16 protein-coding genes, 1 rRNA gene and 1 pseudogene are annotated in these 22936 nt (G+C 75.8%); 3 read left to right on the top strand and 15 right to left on the bottom strand.

Annotation, left to right across the window (positions count from 1 at the left end; translation table 11 throughout):
- Positions 1-5: 5 nt before the first annotated feature.
- From F8279_RS17985 to recN, 7 genes are all read right to left on the bottom strand, one after another.
- Positions 6-2453, bottom strand: a complete 2448-nt coding sequence (locus F8279_RS17985; RefSeq protein WP_151500545.1) for a cytochrome d ubiquinol oxidase subunit II — start codon at positions 2451-2453, stop codon at positions 6-8.
- Positions 2453-3586: a glycosyltransferase family 4 protein gene (locus tag F8279_RS17980; protein WP_151500544.1), complete on the bottom strand. Its 1134-nt coding sequence runs from the start codon at positions 3584-3586 to the stop codon at positions 2453-2455. The genes F8279_RS17985 and F8279_RS17980 overlap by 1 nt, the downstream gene beginning before the upstream one ends.
- Positions 3583-5280, bottom strand: a complete 1698-nt coding sequence (gene murJ / locus F8279_RS17975) for a murein biosynthesis integral membrane protein MurJ (protein WP_151500543.1) — start codon at positions 5278-5280, stop codon at positions 3583-3585. The genes F8279_RS17980 and murJ overlap by 4 nt, the downstream gene beginning before the upstream one ends.
- A 1-nt stretch (position 5281) precedes the next feature.
- Positions 5282-6145, bottom strand: a complete 864-nt coding sequence (locus tag F8279_RS17970; RefSeq protein WP_091424634.1) for a hypothetical protein — start codon at positions 6143-6145, stop codon at positions 5282-5284.
- Between the two features lie 60 nt (positions 6146-6205).
- Positions 6206-7147 carry a copper transporter gene (locus F8279_RS17965; protein ID WP_091424630.1) on the bottom strand — a complete coding sequence of 314 codons (942 nt, stop codon included), beginning with the start codon at positions 7145-7147 and terminating at the stop codon, positions 6206-6208.
- A 27-nt stretch (positions 7148-7174) separates the two neighbouring features.
- Positions 7175-8353, bottom strand: coding sequence for a putative cytokinetic ring protein SteA (gene steA / locus F8279_RS17960; RefSeq protein WP_091424628.1), 1179 nt, complete (start codon positions 8351-8353; stop codon positions 7175-7177).
- Positions 8354-8471: 118 nt separating this feature from the next.
- Positions 8472-10229, bottom strand: coding sequence for a DNA repair protein RecN (gene recN, locus F8279_RS17955; protein WP_091424625.1), 1758 nt, complete (start codon positions 10227-10229; stop codon positions 8472-8474).
- 79 nt (positions 10230-10308) lie between these two features.
- Between recN and F8279_RS17950 the strand changes: the two genes are divergently transcribed.
- Entirely contained in the window at positions 10309-11283 is a 975-nt protein-coding gene (locus F8279_RS17950) for a helix-turn-helix domain-containing protein (RefSeq protein WP_151500542.1), read from the top strand.
- Between the two features lie 46 nt (positions 11284-11329).
- On the opposite strand, the gene F8279_RS17945 is transcribed toward F8279_RS17950, so the two are convergent.
- From F8279_RS17945 to F8279_RS17925, 5 genes are all read right to left on the bottom strand, one after another.
- Complete coding sequence (locus F8279_RS17945; RefSeq protein WP_151500541.1) at positions 11330-15058, bottom strand: S8 family serine peptidase; 3729 nt, start codon at positions 15056-15058, stop codon at positions 11330-11332.
- 469 nt (positions 15059-15527) lie between these two features.
- On the bottom strand, positions 15528-16412 hold the full coding sequence (locus F8279_RS17940; protein WP_091424617.1) for an NAD kinase: 885 nt from the start codon (positions 16410-16412) through the stop codon (positions 15528-15530).
- Positions 16409-17257, bottom strand: coding sequence for a TlyA family RNA methyltransferase (locus F8279_RS17935; protein ID WP_091424615.1), 849 nt, complete (start codon positions 17255-17257; stop codon positions 16409-16411). Before F8279_RS17935 ends, F8279_RS17940 begins: the two co-directional genes overlap by 4 nt.
- Positions 17258-17278: 21 nt before the next feature.
- Complete coding sequence (locus F8279_RS17930) at positions 17279-17509, bottom strand: hypothetical protein (protein WP_091424612.1); 231 nt, start codon at positions 17507-17509, stop codon at positions 17279-17281.
- The gene (locus tag F8279_RS17925; protein WP_151500540.1) at positions 17506-18279 is read right to left on the bottom strand and encodes a phasin family protein; all 774 of its coding nucleotides are present in this window, start codon (positions 18277-18279) and stop codon (positions 17506-17508) included. The genes F8279_RS17930 and F8279_RS17925 overlap by 4 nt, the downstream gene beginning before the upstream one ends.
- Before the next feature lie 111 nt (positions 18280-18390).
- Here F8279_RS17925 and F8279_RS17920 point away from each other — a divergent pair, with 111 nt between their 5' ends.
- Positions 18391-18726: an SCP2 sterol-binding domain-containing protein gene (locus F8279_RS17920; RefSeq protein ID WP_091424607.1), complete on the top strand. Its 336-nt coding sequence runs from the start codon at positions 18391-18393 to the stop codon at positions 18724-18726.
- 15 nt (positions 18727-18741) lie between these two features.
- On the opposite strand, the gene F8279_RS17915 is transcribed toward F8279_RS17920, so the two are convergent.
- Positions 18742-19812, bottom strand: a complete 1071-nt coding sequence (locus F8279_RS17915) for an HAD-IIA family hydrolase (RefSeq protein ID WP_091424605.1) — start codon at positions 19810-19812, stop codon at positions 18742-18744.
- A gap of 518 nt (positions 19813-20330) precedes the next feature.
- Positions 20331-20930: pseudogene (locus F8279_RS30635) on the bottom strand (Replicase polyprotein 1ab); the annotation flags it as partial.
- Between F8279_RS30635 and F8279_RS30330 the strand changes: the two are divergent.
- A complete protein-coding gene (locus tag F8279_RS30330; RefSeq protein ID WP_225853319.1) occupies positions 20907-22721 on the top strand; it encodes a hypothetical protein in 1815 nt (604 codons plus the stop codon). The pseudogene F8279_RS30635 and the gene F8279_RS30330 overlap by 24 nt on opposite strands.
- 94 nt (positions 22722-22815) lie before the next feature.
- Here the strand turns inward: F8279_RS30330 and rrf are convergent.
- Positions 22816-22932: ribosomal RNA gene (gene rrf, locus F8279_RS17905) — 5S ribosomal RNA — on the bottom strand.
- Positions 22933-22936: the final 4 nt, after the last annotated feature.

The raw sequence follows: 22936 nt of genomic DNA, 5'->3' as shown, positions 1-22936 counted from the left end.
AGGGGTCAACCGGCGGGGATCTCGCCGGCGGCCGGAGCCGGCTGGGCGGGCACCCGGGGAGCGCGCCGCTCCCCCGCCGACTGCGGCCGCTCCGGGTCGCGTTGGCCGCCCTCGGAGGTCTCGGCGTCGTCCGAGGTCTCGGCGCCCTCCGCGGTCTCGGCGCCGTCCGAGGTCGCCGCGCCGTCCGAGGTCGCCGGATCGTCGACGGGAGCTGCGCCGTGGGCGGGCGGCGGGGCGTCGGCGTCCGGCGAGGTCGCGCCGTCGTCGCGGCCCGGAGCGCCACCGGCCGCGCCACCACCGGCCGGGCCGCCGTCCGGCGGGGTCGCGCCGACCTGACCGCCGGGACGGCCGCTGTCGGGCACCGTGCGGTCGGTGGAGTGGTCGAGCACCCGCAGCGCCGCCAGGGCCGCCATCGGCACCACGAGGGCCGCCGCCGCGCCGGCCACGTCCAGCGCCGACCCGCCGAGGACGCCGCCCAGCCCGACGGCCACGCCGGTGCCGGCCATCGCCGCCCGGATCGCCGGGTAGATGCCGAACAGCCGCATCAGCCCACCCCAGGGCTGGAGCAACGCGAGCCAGACCAGCGCGGCCCCGGCGAGGGCCAGCACGGTCAGCGGGCTGTTCACCAGCGTCTGGATGTTGGAGCTGCTGGACCGGTGCACGGTGAGCCCGCCGGTGCCGTCGCCGACAGCGGCCAGGAACCGGCCCAGGCTGCCGCGCTCGTCCGCCGGACGGCCGAGGTCGACCAGGGCGAAGCCGACGGTGACCGCCAGCGCGGCCATGGTCGCCCAGGCCAGCCGGCTCACTGTCAGCCAGCCTCCGCTACAGATCGCGGCCGCCACGCTGACCCCGGCGGTGAGCGCGATCGCGCCGATCGAGTCGGCGCCCAGGTACGGGCTGCCCACTATCACCACTGCGAGCCCGCCGACGGTCACCATCACCATCGGCCGCCAGCCCCGGCGGAACCGCTGGGCGAGCCAGCCGCCGCACAGCAGCGCCCCGGCGACGAAGACGCCCAGCCCGACGGTGCCGAGCCCGGCGTACCGGCCGCCCTCCAGCGCCGAGTAGCCGACCACGCCGTTGAGCTGCAACCGTGAGCCGGTGAGCACGTCCACGCCGACGACGAGCGTGGCCAGCCCGGCGACCGCCCCGAGCGGACCGAGCGTGCGCTCGTGCCCGGGACTGAACCGGACCACGGCGGTGCCGCCGACGATGAGCAGCGCGGTCACCGAGGCGTACCAGAGGCCGGCGTGGTCCCCGCGCCACCAGGGCACGGCGTCGGCGAGCAGCGCCGCGGGCACGGCCAGCGCGGCGGCGATCAGCAGCAGCTCCACCACCGCGACGATCCGCCGGGACACCGGTTCCGGTCCGTGTGGTCCGGCGAGCCGGCGGGCGCGGCGCAGCAGCGGCAGCACCGCCACCGCGAGGGCGATCTGGGCGACGGCGAGCAGCGTGAAGAACCAGCCGGCGACGCGGCGCTGGGCGGCTGCCTCCCGGTCCGCGTCGGCCGGCGCCTCGATCGCCGCCCGAAGGTCGTCCGGCCGGTCGTCGACTGTCACCGCGGGCCGGCCGAGGAACGCCCGTTCCGGCATCGGCTTGTCGAGCACGGCGAGCACGGTCGGGGCCAGGTCGATCAGTTGCAGGTAGCCGGACCGGGCGGTGCTGGGCGAGGTCAGCGAGCCGCCCTCCCAGCCGGGGCCGTCGGCGATGGCGACGTGCAGCCGCGCCGGGGAGTCGGTGTCGGACACGCCGGCGACGAGAACCAGCGAGCGCGGCGGCCGGGCGGCGAGCACCCGGGCCAGCCGGGCGTCGGCCTGCCGCGCCTGGGCGGCCCGAATGGCCGGGTCGTCGTCGTCGACGGTGCCGACGTCGACGATGCTCAGCACGCAGGAGCCGAGCAGTTCCGCCGGGTTCTCGGGGAGCGACGGGGCGTACCTGTCGACCCGGCCGAACGGGCGGGCGGCGGCCACGGCGGCACCCGGCCCGACCGCCACCGAGCAGCGCACCGACTCGGCCAGCGCACCGGGCGTCGCGCCCCAGGACAGCTGCTCCTGGTTGTGCACCACCGCGCTGGCCTGGTCGGGCAGGTTCGCGCCGATACCGTCGGGCCGCTCGATCGTCACACCGGTGGCCGGGCAGCCACCGCCCGGCCGGGCGCCGGGCCAGGCGGCGAAGTTCCCCGCGCCGAGCGTGAGCCAGCCGTCGACCGGGCAGGTGGGGCGGTGTGCGGAGCGTACCGAGAGCGACCCGATCGCGCCCTGCTCGGCCATCCGCCACAGCGTCGGCGTGTTCTCCGGGTCGACGTCGTCCCATCGCAGGCCCGCCGCGCCGACGAGCACCACGAAGTCGGCGCCGGGCCGGGTCGCACCGTCGTCCGGGCGGGCGGAGAGCGCGGTGATGCCCAGCGCCACCACGACCAGGGTCAGCAGAACCGGGGTCAGTCTGCGCAGCATCAGCGGTTCCCGGTCGAGAGCTGGGGTGTCAGCTCGGCATAGAGGCCGGCGAGCGCGGCCACGGTGTCCGCCTCGGTGGGCCAGGTCGCGGCCCGCGCCAGGCCGCGACGGCCCAGGTCGGCCCGGCGTCCGAGGTCGTCGAGCAGGTCGCGCACGGCCGCGTCGACGGCGTCCACGTCGCCGGGCGGCACCAGCACCGCCGCGTCGCCGACGAGTTCCGGCAGCCCGCCGACGGCGGTCGCGACGAGCGGTACGCCGGCCCGCAGCGCCTCCTGCGCGAACAACTGACGGGCCTCCCAGTCGCTCGTCACGACCGCGAGGTCGGCGGCGCCCAGCAGGTCCGCCACGTCGCTGCGGTGCCCGAGCAGCGTCACCGGCGCGCGGGCGGCCGAGATCCGGGCGGCCAGCGGCAGGTACGCCGGACCACTGCCCGCGATCACCACGAGCGGCACGGGAGTACGGGTCCGCCAGTGGGCGGCGGCGTCGATCAGCACGTCGTACCGCTTCTGCGGGTGCAGCCGCCCCACCGAGAGGACCAGCGGCCGGTCGGCGGCGACGCCGAACTCGGCGCGTACCGCCGTGCGGCGACGGCCGGGCGCGGGCAGCGCCGGCGCGGCGACCGGGGCCAGGCGGGCGTCGGCGGCGCCGAGCGCGGCGGCGCGGTCGACCAGGTCGGCGGAGGCGCCCAGGGCGACCCGCACGGACCGGGCGACGACCCGCTCGACCAGCCGGGACACCGCACCGCGCAGGCCACCGGCGAGGACCGCGTTGTGCCAGGTGACGATCAGCGGCGCGGCGGGCCTGGCCAGCGCGGCGACCAGGCCGGCGCGCAGCCCGTGCGCGTGCACCACGTCGACGGGCGTGTCCGCGAGCGCCCGGCGCAGCGCGGTGACCGCGCGCGCGTCGCCCGGCGTGGGGCTGGCCGGGATCTCCACCGGCGTGAACCGGGCCCCGGCGCCGGTGAAGTCGAACTGCTCCTCGGTGGCGGCCGGGCCGCAGACCAGCACGGACGCGCCGGCCTCGGTCAGTCCTCGGGTGATCGAGCGGACGTGCTGCCCCACCCCGCCCGTGCTCGAGGCGAGCACCAGGGCCACCGACCCGGGCCAGCGCGGTGCCGGCGAGGCGTCCGTCATGAGGAAACGGTCTCCCTTCCGTCACCCCGCTCGCCGGGGTGCTGCTGCGCCGGCGGGCCGTCGTCCCCGCCGGCCGGGCGTCGCCGGCTCAGCCGGCGGGTCACGGTCGCGAGCAGCGGCCGCAGGTCGCGGGCGTCGGTCAGCCAGGCGACGGCGAGGAACAGGACACCGACCACGACCCCGGACAGCATGCCCTGCGCGAGGGCCCACGGTGTCGTCGGGGTGCCGTCACCGAGCCCGGCGAGTCCCGCCGCTACGGCCACCCCGCCGGCTCCGGCGACGACGGCGGCGAGCAGCCCGGCGGCGCCGGCCCGGCCGGCACCGGCCAGCGCCGCGCCGCCCGCGGCCCGCCGGACCGCGGCGATCAGCAGCGCGCCGAGCAGCAGCATGCCGGCCGACGACGCCAGCGTCACCGCGAGCACCCGGTCGGCCAGCGGCGCCACCTGGGCGGACAGGACGGCCAGCACGGGCACGCTGAGCCAGCCGAACGCGGTGGCGACGGTGGCCGCGCGGGTCTCGCCCCGGGCGTACAACGCGCGGGTGAGGACCGCGAACAGGCCGTAGCCGACCAGGCCGGGCGCGAAACCGGCGATCCCGGCCGCCGCGGTGCGCGCGTCGATCGGGTCGGAGAAGAAGAAGTGCCCGACCGGGATCGCGGTGCCGACGAGCGCGGCGGCGCCGAGCAGGCTCAGCAGCACGACCCCGCGTACCGCCGGGGCCAGGGTCTCCCGGTAGGCGCGTTCGTCGCCGGTGGCCCGGGCCGCCACGAGCGTCGGGTACGCGGCCACGGCGAGCGGCACCGCCAGCACCGCCCAGGGCAGGAAGTAGACGGTCTGGGCGAGGTTGTAGACACTGACGTCGGCGGTGCGGCCGTAGGTGACCTGGTTGAGCGCGACCACCAGGGCGATCTGCTGGGCGGCCACTGTCACCGCCCCGGCGACCACCAGGCCGCCCACCCGGGCACGGGCGTCCGCCGGGAAGCGATAGCCCGGACGGATCCGCAGCCGCAGCCGGCGCACCGGGATCAGCAGTGACAGCGAGAGCACCACCACGCCGAGCGTGGTGCCGGCGGAGAGCAGCAGTTCGCCGCCGCGCCCGGCCTCGCCGATGGTGGACAGCCGCCCTTCGGCGGCGGTGAAGCCGAGATACACGCCGATGACCGTGACGCTCGACAGCAGCGGCGCGATCACCGGCCACGCGAAGCGGCGGTGCGCCTGGAGCACGCCGGTCAGCACGATCCCCACGCCGTACAGCGGCAACTGCGGGGCGAAGACCCGCAGCATCCGCGCACCGGACGCCTGCTGGGCCTCGCTGAGACCGTTTCCGATCAGGCCCGGCAGCGGGTCGGCGAACAGTGCCAGCAGCACCGCCAGCGGAACCAGCAGGCTCAGCGTCCAGGTCAGCAGCGCGCCGGTGGTGGCGGCCACCGCGCGCCGGTCACCCGCCTCGACGGCACCGGCCAGCAGCGGTACGACGAGACTGGCGAGCGCCCCACCGGCGACGATCTCGAAGATGAAGTTCGGGACGTAGTTGGCCACCAGGTAGGCGCCGCCGAGATCGGTGGGGCCCAGCATCCAGGTGAACACCGCTGTCCGGCCGAAGCCGGCGAGCCGGCTGAGTACGGTGAGGACGGCGATGAGGGCAGCTGCCCCGGCGACCCGGCCGGCGGCGGCGAGCGGAGCAGGTTTCGTCACGTCAGTCCGGGAGCCGGCCCAGCTCGTCGAGGTGCCGCAGTCCCGGCGTCCGCGCTATCACCTGGGTGAAGCTGACCTTCTCGCTGGCGGCGGTGAGCGCGGCGAGCACGGCCAGCACGCCGGCCCGGCCGAACGGCCCGGTACGCGCGGCGAGACTCACGCCGAGCAGCGCGCCGAGCGCGTTGGCGCCGCTGTCGCCCACCATCACCCGCTCGCCGAGGTCGTCACCGACCAGCGCGGCCGACGCGCCGACCGCGCCCGCCGCGACGCCGCCGTACGGGCCGGTGGTCAGCGGCACGCCGAGCAGCATGCCGGACTTCAACGCCCGGCCGGGCCGCAGGTCGAGCAGGTTGACCAGGTTGGCGGTGCCGGCCACCACGCCGGCGCCGAGCAGCACGTCGAGTCCCCGGCCGAACGCTCCGGCGCGCTGGCGGCGCGGGTGCGCGGCGACCCGCCGGTCGGCGGCGAGCAGCGCGGCGGCGCCCAGTCCGGCCACGCCGACCCCGGCGACCTTGACCATCCCGGCGGTGACCTGCCCCTCGCGCAGCGCGGCGAGGTGCCCGGCGAACCCCTTGGCGGCCTTCTGTTCGGGGCGCGCGCCGACCACGTCGTCGTAGAGGCCGACAGCGCCCGCGCCGAGCCCGGCGACCAGCGCGGCGGCGCCGGCCGGGGCGCTACCGGCACCCAGCGCGGCCCCGGTGGCCGCGCCGACGGCCAGGGCCGGACCGGCGGCCAGGGTCACCGTTCGGCCCCGGTAGTTGGTGCGCTCCAGCGCCGGCCCGCCCGGCGACGTGCGCGTCTGGCGCAGCGTGTAGCGGGCGGCCAGCACCCCCGCGCCCACGGCGAGCAGCCGACCCAGTCTCACGGGACCTCCTCGATCCGGACTTCGAACGCGACGCGGCACGGACCGGGCGGCCCGCAGCGGTCACCGGGGCAGTGTAGGCACTCGGGAGGTGGCGTTGTCGCCCACGCCGTACTGGCCGGTCTTCTTCTCGGTGAGCTGCTGCGCCAGGGCGAGGCTGGTGCCCAGCTGGCCCTGCACGGTGTTGGCGTTGTCGACGGTGGAGATGGTCTGCGACAGCACCGGGTCGCCGCGGACCACGGAGACAAGGTTCCCGCCGGTCGAGCCCATGCCGGCGACCACCAGCACCCCGGCCCGGTCGAACTGCTCGGCGATCTTCACCACCGACTCGTCCTTCTTCGCCGAGTCCTTGTCCACGTACGGCTGGCCGGTGACCATCACCACCGCCTCCGCGGCGGTGGAGATCCGGTCCGCCGGGGTGAGGTATCCGGCGGTGGCGTACTGCTCCAGCACGGCGCGCCGGTCGGCGTCGCTGACCGGCGGGCTCCCGGCCGGGCGGTCCACCAGCACGTTGGCCAGCAACGCGCTGGAGGTCTCCACGCCGTGCCCGTTGCCGGGCAGGTTGCCGGTCGGGGCGCTGTTCGGCCGGGCCGCGGTGACCGCCAGCTCCAGCAGGTTGTTGTTGCTGTCCGGGTTGACGAACTTGTCCTGCACGTCGACGCGGCCGGTGACGTCGGCGCCGGCGGTCTGGAGCATCTTCACCACGCCCTCGGCCTGGTCGCGGCCGCTGGGCAGGGTGAGCACCAGCACCCGGCGGCCGGTCAGCTTGCCGGGCAGCACGAGCTGGGCCATCTCGGCGGCGAAGTCCTCCTCGGTCTCCAGCTGCTTCTGCATGCTGTTGACCGACTGGCGCATCAGCGAGTTGTCCTTGCGCAAACCGTTGACGGTCTCCCGGAGCGAGTCGGCGACCGGCCCGTTGAGGGCGGCTGTGCCGACCACCAGGCCGATCGCCAGTGCCAGGAACACCGCGGTCAGGGACACCACGTGGTAGCGAAAGTTGATCACGCTTGCAGCCTCTTGATCGTCGGGGAGCTAGAAGAGCTGGCCGAGCTGGAACACGAAATTGTCCCACCATTCGGAGACCACGCCCAAATACGCCTTCCCGACGGTGGAGACCGCCACCGCGGAGGCCATCGCGGCCACCGCCGCCAGGACCAGCAGCAGCAGCGACGACCCGGAGATGCTCTGCCGGTAGAGCCGGCTGACGCCCTTGGCGTCGACCAGCTTGCCACCCACCTTCAGCCGGGTCAGGAACGTCGACGCCATGCCGCCACGCCCCTTGTCGAGGAACTCCACCAGGGTGGCGTGCGTGCCGACCGCCACCAGCAGCGAGGCGCCCTTCTCGTCGGCCAGCAGCATGGCCAGGTCCTCGCTGGTGGCCGCCGCCGGGAAGGTGATCGCCGGTACGCCGAGCCCGTTGACCCGGGCCAGGCCCGGCGCCCGCCCGTCCGGATAGGCGTGCACGATCACCTCGGCGCCGCAGCGCAGCACGTCGTCGGTGACCGAGTCCATGTCGCCGATGATCATGTCCGGGGTGTAGCCCGCCTCGACCAGCGCGTCGGCACCGCCGTCGACGCCGATCAGCACCGGCTTGAACTCCCGGATGTACGGGCGCAGCACGTCCAGGTCGGCCTTGTAGTCGTAGCCGCGCACCACGATCAGGCAGTGCCGGCCCTGGATCTGGGTCTGGATCTCCGGTACGCCGACGCCGTCGAGCAGCAGGTCGCGTTCCTGCCGCAGGTAGTCCATCGTGTTGGCGGCGAATGCCTCCAACTGCACCGACAGGCCCTCCCGGGCGTCGGCCATCGACTTGGCCACGGTCTCGGCGTCCTGCAACGAGCCGTGCGCGACCGGCTCGTCGCCGACGAAGACGGTGTTGCCCTCGATGCGGATCCGGTCGCCCTCGCGGACCTGTTCGAAGACGCTCTCGCCGAGATCGTCCAGCAGTGGGATGCCGGCCGAGATCAGCACCTCCGGGCCGAGATTGGGATAGCGGCCGGAGACCGACGGCTTGGCGTTGAGCACCGCTGCCACACCCACCGCGACGAGCGAGTCGGCCGCCACCCGGTCCAGGTCGACGTGGTCGATGACCGCGATGTCGCCGGGTCGCAGTCGCCCGACCAGCCGTTTCGTCCGGCGGTCAAGGCGCGCGGTGCCGACGATGGAGCCCGGCTCCGGGTTCCGGCTCCGGCGCAGTGTGGGTAGACGCATCGTGACCATCCTGGCATGTGAGGCAGGTTTTGCTGTCGCGACATGCCTGAGCAGGGCCGCCTACCCAGGGAAGCACACCGGAACCCGCGCCGGTGTGCTTGCGCTCACAATCGGGGCATCACGGACGCCTTTCCTTGGCCGCCACGGCCAGGAGCTCCTCGGCATGGGCGATACCCAGATCCGAGTCCGGTAAACCGGCGAGCATCCGGGCCAGCTCCCGGGCGCGCTCGGTGTCCTCCACCACGCGCACCCCGCTCGTGGTGACCGCTCCCCCGGTGTCCTTGGCCACCACCAGGTGCCGGTCGGCGAACGCGGCGACCTGCGGCAGGTGTGTGACCACGAGCACCTGGTGGCTGCGGGCCAGCCGGGCCAGCCGACGGCCGATCTCCACCGCGGCCTGCCCGCCGACACCCGCGTCGACCTCGTCGAACACCAGCGTGGGCGGGCCGCCGGACCCGGCGAAGACCACCTCTATGGCCAGCATCACCCGGGACAGCTCGCCGCCGGAGGCGCCCTTCTGCAGCGGCAGCGCCGGGGCACCCGGGTGCGCCAGCAGCCGCAACTCCACCTCGTCGGCGCCGTCCGCGCCGACGCCGGTCTCGACGCCGTTGACCGGCAGGCTCGGCTCGGACCGGCCCGCCGGCCGCGGCAGCACCGCCACGTCGATGCGAGCGTGCGGCATGGCCAGCCCGGCCAGCTCGACAGTCACCTCCTCGGCGAAGCGGACCGCCGCCTCCCGCCGGGACGCCGAGACCCGGCCGGCGAGGTCGGCCACCTCACCGGCGAGCCGGGTCGCCTCGCGGTCCAGCTCGTCCAGCAGCTCGTCGGAGGTGTCCAGATCGGACAGCCGGGTCCGGGCCCGCTCGGCCCACGCCACCACGCCGTCGACGTCGTCGGCGTACTTGCGGGTCAGCCCGCGCAGCGCGGCCCGCCGCTCGTAGACGGTCTGGAGGCGGGCCGGATCGGCGTCCAGCGCGGCCAGGTAGCCGGACAGTTCCGCCGCCACGTCGGTGACGAGCGTGGCCGCCTCCTCCAGCCGGGCCGCCAGCTCGCCCAGCGCCGGGTCGGTGCCGGCCTGCGCCTCCAGCGTGCGCCGCGCGGTGCCCAGCAGCGCCGTCGCGTCCGGCGTCTCGTCGGTCGCCTCGACGCCGCCGGCCACACACTGCTGCGCCACCTGCGCGGCGGTGCGCAGCCCCTCGGCGTGCTCCAGCCGCTGCGCCTCGGCCTTCAGCTCGGCGTCCTCCCCCGGCTGCGGGTCGACCCGGGTGATCTCGTCCAGGCCCAGGCGCAGCAGGTCGGCCTCCTGGTTGCGCTCGCGGGCGTTGCGCCGCCGGTCGGCCAGGTCGTCGACGACGGTGCGCCACCGGGCGTACGTCTCGCGCAGCGCGTCGAGCAGCTTCTCGTGCTCGGGGCCGGCGAACCGGTCGAGCGAGGCGCGCTGCTCGGCCGGGCGCAGCAGCCGGAGCTGGTCGGACTGGCCGTGCACGGCCAGCGCCTGCTCACCGACCTCGCCGAGCGTGGACACCGGCATGGCACGCCCGCCCAGGTGCGCGCGGGAGCGGCCCTCGATGGTGACGGTGCGGCTGAGCAGCAGCGTGCCGTCCTCGTCGGGCTCGCCGCCGGCGTCGACGATGCGGGCGTGCACCGACTCGGCCACCCGTCCGCTCAGGCGCAGCCGGCCCTCCACCACGGCGCGGCCCGGCTGGGCGCGCACCCGGCCGGCGTCGGCGCGGCCGCCGAAGAGCAGGCCGAGGCCGGTCACCACCATGGTCTTGCCGGCGCCGGTCTCGCCGGTGATGACGTTCATCCCCGCGGCCAGCGGCAGCGTCGTGTCCTCGATGACGCCCAGTCCGGTGATGCGCAGCTCTTCCAGCACAGCACCCGACAGTAGCCCCGCCGTGTGACAGTTGACCAGCCGGCAGGGCGGGGCGCGGGCACCCGTACAGTTCAGCCCCGTGCTGGAGGAGATCGGCCTGACCCCGGACGAGGAGGAGCTCTACCGCTGCCTGGTCAGGGCGAACACGGCCCGGGTCGGTGAGCTCGCGCAACGGCTGGGGCGGCCCCACGCGGAGGTCGTCGCCCGGCTGGACGCCTTGCGGGACAAGGGTCTCGTGCTGCCGACCGGGCCGGACCCGGACGCTCCGCTGCGGCCGCTCGCGCCGGACGTGCCGCTCGGCGAGGCGCTGCTGCGCCGCCAGTCGGCGCTGGAGGAGGCCCGCGCCGCGGTCACCCAGCTCGCCGAGGACTACCGGGCCGGGATGCGCCGCCACGACGCCGCGCACCTGGTCGAGGTGGTCACCGGCGCGCGAGCGCTGCGCGAACGGCTGCGCGAGCTGCAGAACGGCGCGCGCGAGGAGGTGCTGTGGTTCTGCCGGGCGAACCCGCTGGCGATGCCCGGCCCGGAGAACGTCGAGGAGTTCGACGCGCTCGCCCGGGGCGTGCGCTACCGGGCCATCTACGAACGGGCGATGCTGCTGGAGCCGGGCGCCCTGGCCGACGTGGAGCGGGGCGTACGCGCCGGGGAGCAGGCCCGGGTGCTGGACCGGCTGCCGGTTCGACTGGCCGTGGTGGACGGACGTACCGCGGTCTGCCCGCTGGTGCCCGACCGCGACGGCGGCGAGCCGACAGCAGCGGTGATCGGCCGCAGCCAGCTGCTGGACGCGCTGCTCGCGCTCTTCGAGAGCCACTGGCTGATGGCGACGCCGCTCGGCACGCCGGCCGACCGGGCCGCCACCGGCTACCAGCCCGACGGCGACGAGGCGCGGCTGCTGTCGCTGTTCGTGGCCGGGGTGCCGGACAAGTCGATCGCGTCACAGCTCGGGGTGAGCCGCCGTACCGTGCAGCGGCGGCTGGCCGACCTGATGGCCGCCGCCGGTGTGGACACCCGGCCGGGGCTGGCGTTCCAGGCCGCCCGGCGGGGGTGGATCTGACCGGGGCCGGGGCGGGACGGCCCCAGGACCGCCCCGCCCCGGGGTCTCACCGCAGCCCGTACGCGTCGATCACGGTCTGCGTCACGGCGTTGCCGGCCCGGTCCCGCGCCGAGACGCGCAGCGACACCGTGCCGCGCCCGGCCGGCACCTCGACGGTGAGCCGCGTGCCGGAGCCGCGTACCGGAGCCGTGCGCCAGGTGCGTCCGCCGTCGAAGGACACCTCGGCGCGTGCCGTCGCGCCGGCCGGCGCGGGCAGGCCGGCCGGGTGGCGCAGCGTCAGCCCGACTGTGTGCTTCCGCTTGCCGGGCACCTCGCCGCGCAGGTCGGCCGGCACCCGGTAGTCCACCTGGAGCAGCGGCAACGGCCGGGTCGCGTCACCGGCCGGGCGGGCCGAGGTGAACTCCCACGCCGTCTCGGTACGGGTGGCCCACCGCCATTCCGCCGACGACCGTGCCGTGGTCACGTCGAGGCGGTAGCGGGCCGGACCGGCGGTGGCAGGCACCGGCGCCCAGCCGGCGGACAGGTCGGCGATCTGCCGCCCGTCCCGGCTGACCCGCCGGGTAACCGTGTCCTGTTCCTCCGACCGGTTGTCCACGCCGGCGTGGCCGTCGGCGTCGACGAACTCGGCCACCCGCAGGTCGAGCGTGTCAGCGGTCCGGCTCGGCGCGGCCGCTCCGGCCGGCACGGCGGGACGCACCAGCGGCGCGTGCCACGACTCGGTGGTCCGGTCGGTGGCCGCGTAGCGCCGCGGCCGGCCGGACAGGCCGCCGGTCAGCGTCCCCGTGCTGGAGAACATCAGCCGGTGCAGCACCCGGTGCTGCCACCACGAGTCACCGGAACTGACGTACTCTCGCCGGGTCGTCCCGGTGCGCACCATCCGCTGGTCGTCGTTCCAGGAGAACTCCTGCCAGGGCCGCCACCCGAACCGCTGCTCGGTGGCCCAGTGCAGGCCGCCGGTGTCGCCGTAACGCGCGGTCACCTCGGCCGTGTTGGCGGCGGTGACCCGGTGGGTGATCCGCTCCGGCACCCGGCCCCGTGACACCTGGAACACGTCGTAGAGGTACGGGCTGTCCACGGTGAGCGTCAGGTCGATACGGGCCCGGCCGGTACGCGCCGCCGCGAGCAGCCGCTGCCCGTCGTCGTACGCCACCGCGAGCGCCGGCGCCGGGAGCCGGTCCCCGGTCGGACGCCACACCGTCCACGCGCTCTGGTCAGCCGGCCGGACGATCAGCACCGCCTTCGCACCGGCCGCCGCCGCGGCGGCCACCTGCTCCTCCTCGGACCGGTCGGCGGACGCGGTGAGCAGCGCCGCCGCGCCCCGTACACCGGCCAGCTCGCCCGGCGTGCCGGTACCGGCGGCGACCAGGCGCAGCCGCTGCCGCCCGGCCGGGGCCGGCGACTGGCCCATCAGGTTGACGTCCAGGGCGCCGGACACGCCGCTGACGTCGATGTCGACCATCGGCGCGACGAGCTGCCAGCGCGAGGAGAACTCGAACTCGCCGCGGCGCACCTGCCGGGTCGGGGTGACGTTGAGCTGCTGCACGGTGCTGAACGCCATCACGCCGTGGTCGACCTGCCGGCCGTTGCCGAACACCCGGTGCTGGTAGAAGCTGAGGATCGCCCGCTGCTCGGAGGGTTTCGGCGTCTCGATCCGTACCGGTGTGCCGCGCCGCGGATCGAGCACCACCGTGAGGTCCCGGTCCACTGTCAGCTCCGGGTCGGTGACCAGGGTGAGCTGCTCGTCCAGCGGCGCGCCGTGCTCGATCAGCGCGTGCAGCAGGTACGGACCCTCCTCCACCTGGACCTGCCACTCGTCGCCGCCGCCGAGCCAGCCCAGCGCGTCCGACTCCGGGTGCTCGCCGAACAGCGTCACCACCGGCGCCGGTCCGGGCCGCCCGGCCAGGTCCAGCGCGCGCAGCGTCACCGTGTGCTGCGGGCCGCTGAGCGTCAACCCGACCGCCGTGCGCACCGTCACGCCGTCCGCACCGGTGGCCACCAGCCACCCGCCGTGCGGGCCCCGGTCCAGCCGGGCCGGGTCGGCGCGCAGCGGCACGTCCACGCCGGCACCGGCCGGCACCGTCACCGTGCCGGCGTCGAGCGTCAGGCCGTCGGTCTCGGCCGCACCGCTGTCCAGGTTGCGCAGCTCCAGCGCCAGACGCAGCGTCTGCGCGGCAGCGGTGCCGTTGACGTAGCGCACCGTCCGGGTCGCGGCCGGGCCGCCGGTGGTCAGCCGGCCGAAGTCGGCCGTGGCCGTGCCGTACACCCGCTGGCGCAGCGCGCGGGCCACGTCGACCCGCCCGGCGCCCTGCTCGAACACCGTCGCGCCGGCGCTCGGCCGGGTGGTGCTGACCAGCGCGTCCTTGAGCTGCCCGGCGGTCCACCCGGGATGCTCCTGAGCCAGTACGGCGGCGGCACCCGCCACGTGCGGCGTGGCCATCGAGGTGCCCGAGGCGCGGGTGTAGGCGTCGTCGACCGGCGTACCCATGGTGGTGCCGGCGGCACGGGCCGCGACGATGCCGACGCCCGGCGCGGTGATCTCCGGCTTCAGGCCGTTGTCGCCCAGCCGCGGCCCGCGGCTGGAGAAGTCGGCGAGCACGTCGTCACGGTCGACCGCGCCGACGGTGAGCGCGGCGGTGGCCGCGCCGGGCGAACCGACGCTGCGCGGCTCACCGTCGTTGCCGGCGGCGATCACGAACAGCGCGCCGGTTTCGGCGGTGAGGTCGTTGACGGCCTGGCTCATCGGGTCGGTGCCGTCGGTGGGCGCGCCGCCGAGGCTCATGCTGACCACCTTCGCGCCGGAGCGCGCGGCCCACTCCATGCCGGCGATGATGCCGGAGTCGTAGCCGGAGCCGGAGTCGTCGAGCACCTTTCCGACCAGCAGCCGCGCGCCCGGTGCGACGCCCTTGCGCAGCCCCGCCGAGGCCGCGCCGCTGCCGGCGACGGTGGCCGCCACGTGGGTGCCGTGGCCGTGGCCGTCCCGGGCGCTGCCGCCGCCGGTGAAGTCGCGCGCCTCGGCGATCCGGCCGGCCAGGTCGGGGTGGTCGGCGTCCGCGCCGGTGTCGAGCACCGCGACCCGCACCCCGGCGCCGTCGCGGCCGGCCGCCCAGGCGGCGGGCGCGCCGATCTGCGGGACGCTGTGCTCCAGCGCCACCCGGGCCCGCCCGTCGAGCCACACACGCTCCACACCGGCGCCGAGCCGGACGGCTCCGGCGCCCGCGGCGCGGGCCTGCGGCGCCTGTCGCAGCGACGTCCACAGCGCGCCCAGGTCGTCCTTGTCGACGCGCAGCGCGGCGCCGTTGATGCTGGACAGCGGACGGGACTCGGCGGCCACGGCGAGCGGGCGCACCCGCCCGGCGGCCGGCTCCCGGTAGCGCACGATCAGCGGCAGCGCCTTCAGGCCCGCGTCGCCGTAGCCCTGCTCGGCCAGTTCCTGCACGTCGAACAGGTCCGGGTCGAGCACGCCCGCGGACACGTACGGCACGACGTCGGCGGGAAGCACCCGCAGCCCGCCGTCGGCCTGCGTGGTCTGGAAGACGATCCGGTCACGGCCCGGCCCGGGGTGGACAGTGGCGGCGATCCGGCCCGGCGCGGCCTGGACCAGCTCGACCTGGTCGCCGGTGATCAGCGTGACGCGGGCGGGCGGCGCGCCCGGGGCGGATGTGCCCGAGGGCGGTACGGCGGGCCGGGCGGGCGGTACGGCGGACGCCGGTACGGCGAGCCCGACCACCAACGCCCCGGCCACGCCGGCGGCGAGCCAGCGGGGGAACCGGTGCATGTGACGCTCCTCTACTCCGAGGCCGGCCTCGTGAGACCGGCGATCGGAGTCTGCGACGGCGTCCGCCACCAGGTCACCGGGTACGGGCCGCCGCACCGGCGACATGTCGCCAGGTGGACACGAGCGCGACGGAGTGGAGGCCGGGACGCCGGAGACCGCGTCGCCCAGCTCGCGTGCCGCCGCTTCCTCCGGCGGCGGCCCTGCGACCTGTCGGCCCGGCCGGGGTCGACACCCGACCGGACGCGGCGTGCCGGTCCGCCCGCCGCGGCCGGCTCACGACGCTCCGGCGTCCCGACCGTCGCGGCCCCGACCACCCCCTGGCCGAGCCCGCGACAGGTGGGCCGCATCCGGGAAGCGGCGGGCCTCACCGCCGCGCCCGGACTCACCTCTTCGCGGCCCGTACGCCCACCGTAACGCGCGCGAGTGCCGGGACCGGTGGGCCGAACGGAGATTTCCGCTGAGCCGCTGGTCAGCGACGGTTGCCCCGCCAGCCCTGGACGGGAAGGTCGAACTTGGCCACCAGCCGGTCGGTGAACGGGCGGGCCCGCAGCCGGACGATGCGCACCGGCAGCGTGCCGCGGCGCACCGTGACCCGGGCGCCGGGCGGCAGGTCGTAGACGCGCCGCCCGTCGCAGCAGAGCACGGCCAGGGTGGTGAACGGGTCGACGGTGATGACGAACGTCGACGTGGGCGCGGTCACCAGCGGGCGGCTGAACAACGCGTGCGCGCTGATCGGCACCAGCAGCAGCGCCTCCACCTCGGGCCAGACCACCGGCCCGCCGCCGGAGAACGCGTACGCGGTCGAACCGGTGGGGGTCGCGCAGATCACGCCGTCGCAGCCGTACCGGGACAGCGGCCGGCCGTCCACGTCGACGAGCAGCTCCAGCATCTGGGCGCGTTCGCCCTTCTCGACGCTGATCTCGTTGAGCGCCCACGACTCGATGGTCGGCCCGCCCTCGAACTCTGCGGTGACGTCCAGGGTGAGCCGTTCGTCCACGGTGTAGTTGCGGTGGACCACGTCACGCACGGCGGTGTCCAGGTCGTCGATCTCCGCCTCGGCGAGGAAACCGACCTTGCCCAGGTTGATGCCGAGCAGCGGAACCTTGGTCGGGCGGGCCAGCTCGGCGGCGCGCAGGAAAGTGCCGTCCCCGCCGAGCGCGAACACGATCTCGGCGCCCTCGGCCGCCTCCGGGCCGGTCACCGGCACCACGCCCGGCAGGTCCAGGTCGTCGGCCTCCTCGGCCACGACACGCACCTCGAACCCGGCGGCGATCAGGTCGGCGGCCACCGCGCGGGCGTGCTCGGTGCTGCGTCGACGGCCGGTGTGCGTGACCAGCAGCGCGGTACGGCTCACCCGGACACCTCCTCGGTCGTGGCCGCCGTCGCGGCGGCGCCCTGCGGGCCGGCGGCCACCACCGCGCGGACCCGCTCCGGATCCGCGGCGGGCGCGTCCCCGCGCAACCATACGAAGAACTCGACGTTGCCGCTCGGCCCGGGCAGCGGGCTGGCCGCCACGCCGGCCAGGCCGAGGCCGAGCCCGGCGGCGGTCGCGGCCACGTCGAGCACCGCCTCCGCGCGCAGCGCCGGATCGCGGACCACGCCGCCGGCGCCGACGCGCTCCTTGCCGACCTCGAACTGCGGCTTGACCATCAGCGCCAGGTCACCGCCGGGCCCTGTGCACGCGGCCAGCGCGGGCAGCACCAGCCGAAGCGAGATGAACGACAGGTCGGCCACCGTCAGGTCGACCGGGCCGCCGATCGCCTCCGGCGTGAGGGTACGCACGTTCGTGCGCTCGAACACCCGGACCCGCTCGTCGGTACGCAGCGACCAGGCGAGCTGCCCGTAGCCGACGTCCACGGCGACCACCTCGGCGGCGCCGCCGCGCAGCAGCACGTCGGTGAAACCGCCTGTCGACGCGCCCGCGTCCAGGCAGCGCCGGCCGGTGACGGTCAGCCCGCCGGGGGCGAACGCGGCGAGCGCGCCGGCCAGCTTGTGGCCGCCCCGGGAGACGTACTCCTGGGCCGGATCCTCGCCGGTGACCAGCAGCGGATCGGCCGGGTCGACCATCGCCGCGGGCTTGCGCGCCCGCACTCCGCGCAGCTGGACGCGACCGGCCTCCACGAGCGCGGCGGCCTGCTCCCGGGAGCGGGCCAGCCCGCGCCGGACGAGTTCGGCGTCCAGCCGGGTACGACGAGCCATCAGGTGTCTCTCCGCCTCTGCTCAGGCCTGGTCGATGGTGGCGAGGGTCTCGCGCAGCGTCTCGTACGCCGCCTCGTACTGGGCGATCTGGTCGGCCGGGGCGAGTGCCTCGGCGTTGGCCATGCCGAGCACGGCGGCGTCCACCGCCGGGTGCCGCGCCTCGCCGACCTCCTCGACCGGAGCGGGGCGTACCCCCGGGGGTGGTCCCGGGCGTGGACCCGGCGGCGGGCCGGGCCGGTAGGGCGCGGTCACGAGTCGCCCGCCCGGCGGCCGGTGGCCTTCTTCGCCGGCGCGGCTCCCGGGGTACGGGCCACGGTGGCCGGCGGCTTCTTCGCGATCGCCTTCTTGGCCACCGTCTTCTTCGCCACCGCCTTCGACGGCGTCGTGGCCGGGGTCTTCGACGGCGTCGTGGCCGGGGTCTTCGACGGCGTCGTGGCCGGGGTCTTCGACGGCGTCGTGACCGGGGCGTCCGCCGGCGTTGTGGCCGGGACGGTCGCGGCACGGGACTTCTCGGCCGGCGACGGCTCGGCCCCGGACGACTCGGGCTGCGACGGCTCGGCGTGCGACCGCTCGTCCCGCGGCTGGGCCCTGGACGACTCAGCCCCCGACGACTCAGCCCTGGACGTCCCGGGCGGCGCCGTCGGCGTCCCGGCCGGGCCGGCCGTCGGCGCGGCCGGTGCGGCGGACGGCTCGGGCAGCGCGGCGCCCGGTTCGAGGGTGCCCCGCGCCTCGCGCAGCTGCCGCTCCAGGTCGTGCACGCGGCGGGTCAGCTCGGCGACCTCGTCGGCGGTGGCCAGACCGACCGCGCCCAGCGCCCGGTCCACCTCGAAGCGGACCAGCTTGGTCAGCGACTCCCGGTTCGCCAGGCCGGTCGCGACCAGTTCCTCGGCGAGCGTCTGAATCTGGGCGGCGGTCGCGCCGCCCTGGCCGACGACGCGCATGACCGCGTCCTGTGCCTTCTTCCGGGGCGCCTCCGTCAGGCCCATGGCCAGCTCGAGGTAGGCGCGCCACGCGTCCTGCATGCCTGAGTCCTTCCGCGGGGCGAGGTGTGCACCTGCCACGCTACCGGGCACCCCGGACGCCCCATTGCGGTACGGTGCCGGGAACGGCGTGGTTCGTGGTGAGGAGACGATGTGGCCAGCGTGGACGAGTGCCGGCAGGCGTTGCACGACCTGGCCGCTCGACTGGACCGCAACGCCGAGGCACAGGGACGCATCGATCTCGACCGCACCCTGGCCTGCCGGATCACCGATCTCGGCACCGCGTTCCACGGGCGGCTGGAGGGTGGCCGGCTGGTCGACCTCACCGACGGCGACGACCCGAAGGCCAAGATCGCGCTGAGCACCGGCAGCGACGACCTCGTCGCGCTGGTGAACGGCCGGCTCGACGTCATGTCGGCGGTGGCCTCCCGGCGGGTCTCGATCAAGGCGAACCCGTTCGACCTGATGAAGCTCCGCAAGCTGCTCTGAGCGGCCCGGCGCGCCTCAGTCGTCGAGACCGAAGCCGGCGAGCACTTCCTCCGCCGCCGGGGACTGCGCCCGCACGCGCGGCCCGGCCGCCGTCGACCAGGCCACCGCGCAGAGCGCGGCCAGCGCCTCCAGGGGCGCGCCGGCGCCGTCGAGCACGAGATCCGCGCCGGCCTCCGTCACCGACCAGCCGCCGGCCGTCGGCCGGCCCGGCACCGCCACCACCGCGGCCGGGTCGAACAGGCCCGCCAGGTCGAACGAGACGTACCCGGGACGGCGCTCCTCGGGCGCGGCCAGCAGCTCGGCGGCGTCGCTGACCCCGGTCAGCACCAGCAGGCTGTCCAGCCCGGCCCGGCGGGCGCCCTCGATGTCGGTGTCCAGCCGGTCGCCCACCACGAGCGTGCGCCCTGCTCCGGCCCGCCGCGCAGCGGTGGTGAACAACGCCGGCTCCGGTTTGCCCACCACCACGTCGGGGTCACGGCCCAGCGCGGTACGCAGCACCGCGACGAGCGAGCCGTTGCCCGGCAGCGGGCCGCGCGGGCTGGGCAGCGTGCGGTCGGTGTTCGTGGCGTACCAGGGCGCGCCCGCCCGTACCGCCAGGGACGCCTCGGCCAGGTCGGACCAGCCGACCTGCGGGCCGTAGCCCTGAGCCACCGCGGCGGGCTCCTCGTCGGCCGTGGACACCGGCCGCAGGCCCACCGCGCGCAGCTCGGCCCGCAGCGCCTCCGCGCCGACCACGAGCACGGCCGCGCCCTCGGGCAGCCGGTCCCGGAGCAGTTCGGCGGTGGCCGCCGCGGAGGTGAGCACCTCCGCCGGCTGCGCCGGAACGCCCATGCCGGTGAGCAGGTCGGCCACCTCGCTGGAGCGGCGGGAGGCGTTGTTCGTCGCGTACGCGACCGCCCGCCCCTCGGCGTGCAGCCGGCCGACCGCCTCGACCGCGCCGGGAATGGGCCGGTCGATCAGGTAGATGACGCCGTCCAGGTCGAAGACGACAAGCGAGTACGCCTCGACCAGCGCACCGCCCGCCCCGGCGCGGTCGGGTTCTCCCCGATCCGCGCCGGAGCTGGTGTCACCGGCGTACCCGGTCATCGGCGGTCCGCCGCCTCGCCCTCGCCGCCCGCGGCGTCGCCCGGCGCGGGCCGGTCGCCGTCGGCCTCGTCCGCCGGGGTGGCGGCGGCCGCTGCCTCGGCAGCCGCGGAGGTGCCGGTCGGGGCGGTGTCGATTGGCGCGGTGGTGGCCGGTTCCTCGGTCGCCGCGACGAAGGTCGGGGTGGTGGCGGTGCTGGTGGCGAGCGAGCCGGACTCGGTGTCGGTCAGCTCGTCGTCGGCCAGATCGCCTGCGTCACGGTCCCGGTAGCCGGCCCGTGCCGCGTCCCCGCCCGACGTGATGTCGTCGCCGCCGCTCAGCCGCGCGTCGTCCTCGCGGTCGTCGTCGTCGTCATCGTCGTCGTCGTCGTCATCGTCGTCATCGTCGTCGTCATCGTCGTCATCGTCGTCGTCGTCATCGTCGTCGTCATCGTCGTCGTCATCGTCGTCGAGGTCGTCGTCCTCCTCGTCTTCGCTGGCGGCCTCGGCCGACGACTCGGACGCGTCCGAGTCGTCCTCCGGCTCGTCGTCGCCCTCGATGACCACGCCGTCCAGCTCCAGCAGCCGCTCGGCGGCGTCGGTCTCCCCCTCGGAGTCGACGTCGGCAGCCCGGGAGAACCACTCCCGCGCCTCCTCGCGCCGGTCCACGGCCAACAGGGCGTCCGCGTACGCGTAGCGCAGTCGCGCCGCCCACGGCTCGGTCGAGTCGCCGGTCAGCTCGCGTACCTGGAGCATCGCCACCGCGGCGTCCTTCTGACCGAGATCGCCGCGCGCCCCGGCGGCCACGATCAGCAGCTCGATCGCGACGGCCTGGTCGAGCTTGTCCCGGTCCGCGCCGCGGAACAGGTCGATGGCCCGCTCCGGCCGGCCCAGCGCCCGCTCGCAGTCGGCCAGCACGGCCAGGTGGCTCTGCAGGCCGCTCATCCGGTGGTACGTCCGCAGCTCCGCGATGGCAGTCTGCCACTCGCCCGCGTGGTACGCGGCCAGCCCGACGGCCTCACGCACGGCGGCGATCCGCGAGGCGAGCCGGCGGGCCGCCATGGCGTGCGCCAGCGCCAGCGCCGGGTCCTCGTCGATCACCAGACCGGTCGCGACCAGATGCCGGGCGACCGTCTCCGCCACCGGCTTGGCGAGGGAGAGCAGCTCGGCCCGGACGGCCGAGTCGAGGTCGCTCGCGACGACGTCGTCCGGCAGCTCCGGCGCCTCACCGGTACGCCCCTCGCCACGCTCGTCCCGGCGCTCCCGCTGCGGGCCGTAGTTGCCGGTCCGGCGGTCGTCACCACCCGGCCGGTCGCCGTAGCCACGGCGCTCGCCGTCCCGCTCGCCCCGGTAGCCGCCCGGCCGCCGGTCGTCGCGACGCTCGTCGCGCTGGAAGCCACGGTCGCGGTCACCGCCGCGGAACCCGCCCTCACGGCGCTCGCCACCGCGGAAGCCACCCTCACGGTCGCCGCCCCGGAAACCGCCCTCACGGCGATCACCGCCGGCGTAACCCTCCCGGCGGTTGTCGCCGCCCTGGTAACCGCCTTCGCGACGGTCGCCGCCACGGAACCCGCCGCCCTCACGGGCGCCGCCCTCGCGACGGTCCCCTCCGCGGAAGCCGCCTTCGCGGTCGCCGCCACGGAAACCACCCTCACGACGGTCGCCGCCACGGAAGCCACCCTCACGGGCGCCACCTTCGCGACGGTCGCCACCGCGGAAACCACCCTCACGGGCGCCGCCCTCGCGACGGTCCCCACCGCGGAAACCGCCTTCGCGGTCGCCGCCACGGAAACCACCCTCACGACGGTCGCCGCCGCGGAAGCCACCCTCACGGGCGCCGCCCTCACGACGGTCGCCACCGCGGAAACCACCCTCACGGGCACCGCCCTCGCGACGGTCCCCACCGCGGAAACCGCCTTCGCGGTCGCCACCACGGAAACCACCCTCACGACGGTCACCGCCGCGGAAGCCACCCTCACGGGCGCCGCCCTCACGACGGTCACCGCCGCGGAAGCCACCCTCACGGGCGCCACCCTCACGACGGTCGCCACCGCGGAAGCCACCCTCACGGGCACCGCCCTCACGACGGTCCCCACCGCGGAAACCGCCTTCGCGGTCGCCACCACGGAAACCACCCTCACGACGGTCACCGCCGCGGAAGCCACCCTCACGGGCGCCGCCCTCACGACGGTCTCCACTGCGGAAGCCACCCTCACGGGCACCACCCTCACGACGGTCACCGCCACGGAAGCCACCCTCACGGGCGCCGCCCTCACGACGGTCTCCACCGCGGAAACCACCCTCACGGGCGCCGCCTTCACGACGGTCACCTCCGCGGAAGCCGCCTTCGCGGTCGCCACCACGAAAACCACCCTCACGACGGTCACCGCCACGGAAGCCACCCTCGCGGGCGCCGCCTTCACGACGATCGCCGCTGCGGAAACCGCCCTCACGGCGGTCGCCACCGCCGAAGCCACCTTCACGACGGTCACCGCCACGGAAACCACCCTCGCGGGCACCGCCTTCACGACGGTCACCCCCGCGGAAGCCACCCTCGCGACGGTCCCCACCGCGGAAACCGCCGTCGCGGTCGCCGCCACGGAACCCGCCTTCGCGACGGTCGCCGCCCGGCCGGCTTCCACTCCGGAAGCCGGCCTCGCGGTCGCCACCCCGGAAACCGCCCTCACGACGGTCACCACCGCCGAAGCCACCTTCGCGACGGTCACCGCCGCGGAAGCCGCCCTCACGACGGTCACCACCACGGGCGCCACTGTCACGGTCGCCACCACGGAAGCCGCCCGGGCGGTCGTCGCGGCCACCCCGGTACGAGGGACGGTCATCGCGACGGCCGTCGCGGCCGGCGTCACCACGCCCCTGGCCGCGGTCGGCGCGATCCTCGTAACGACGGGGGCGGTCCCCGCCCTGGGGTCCTGAGCTCACAGGTACATCCTTCCTGATGGCGTTTCCGCCGAGAACGCTAACGCAGTCGAGGGCCGCCCCTGCTGGGGCGGCCCTCGACTGGAAGATTGTCCGGCGGTGTCCTACTCTCCCACACCCTCCCGAGTGCAGTACCATCGGCGCTGGAGGGCTTAGCTTCCGGGTTCGGAATGTTACCGGGCGTTTCCCCTCCGCCATGACCGCCGTAACTC

This window comes from Micromonospora sp. AMSO1212t, from assembly GCF_008868145.1.
Classification (GTDB): Bacteria; Actinomycetota; Actinomycetes; order Mycobacteriales; family Micromonosporaceae; genus Micromonospora; species Micromonospora tulbaghiae.
The sequence above is the reverse complement of the archived record's forward strand: the minus strand, read 5'-3'. Positions and strand labels throughout refer to the sequence as shown.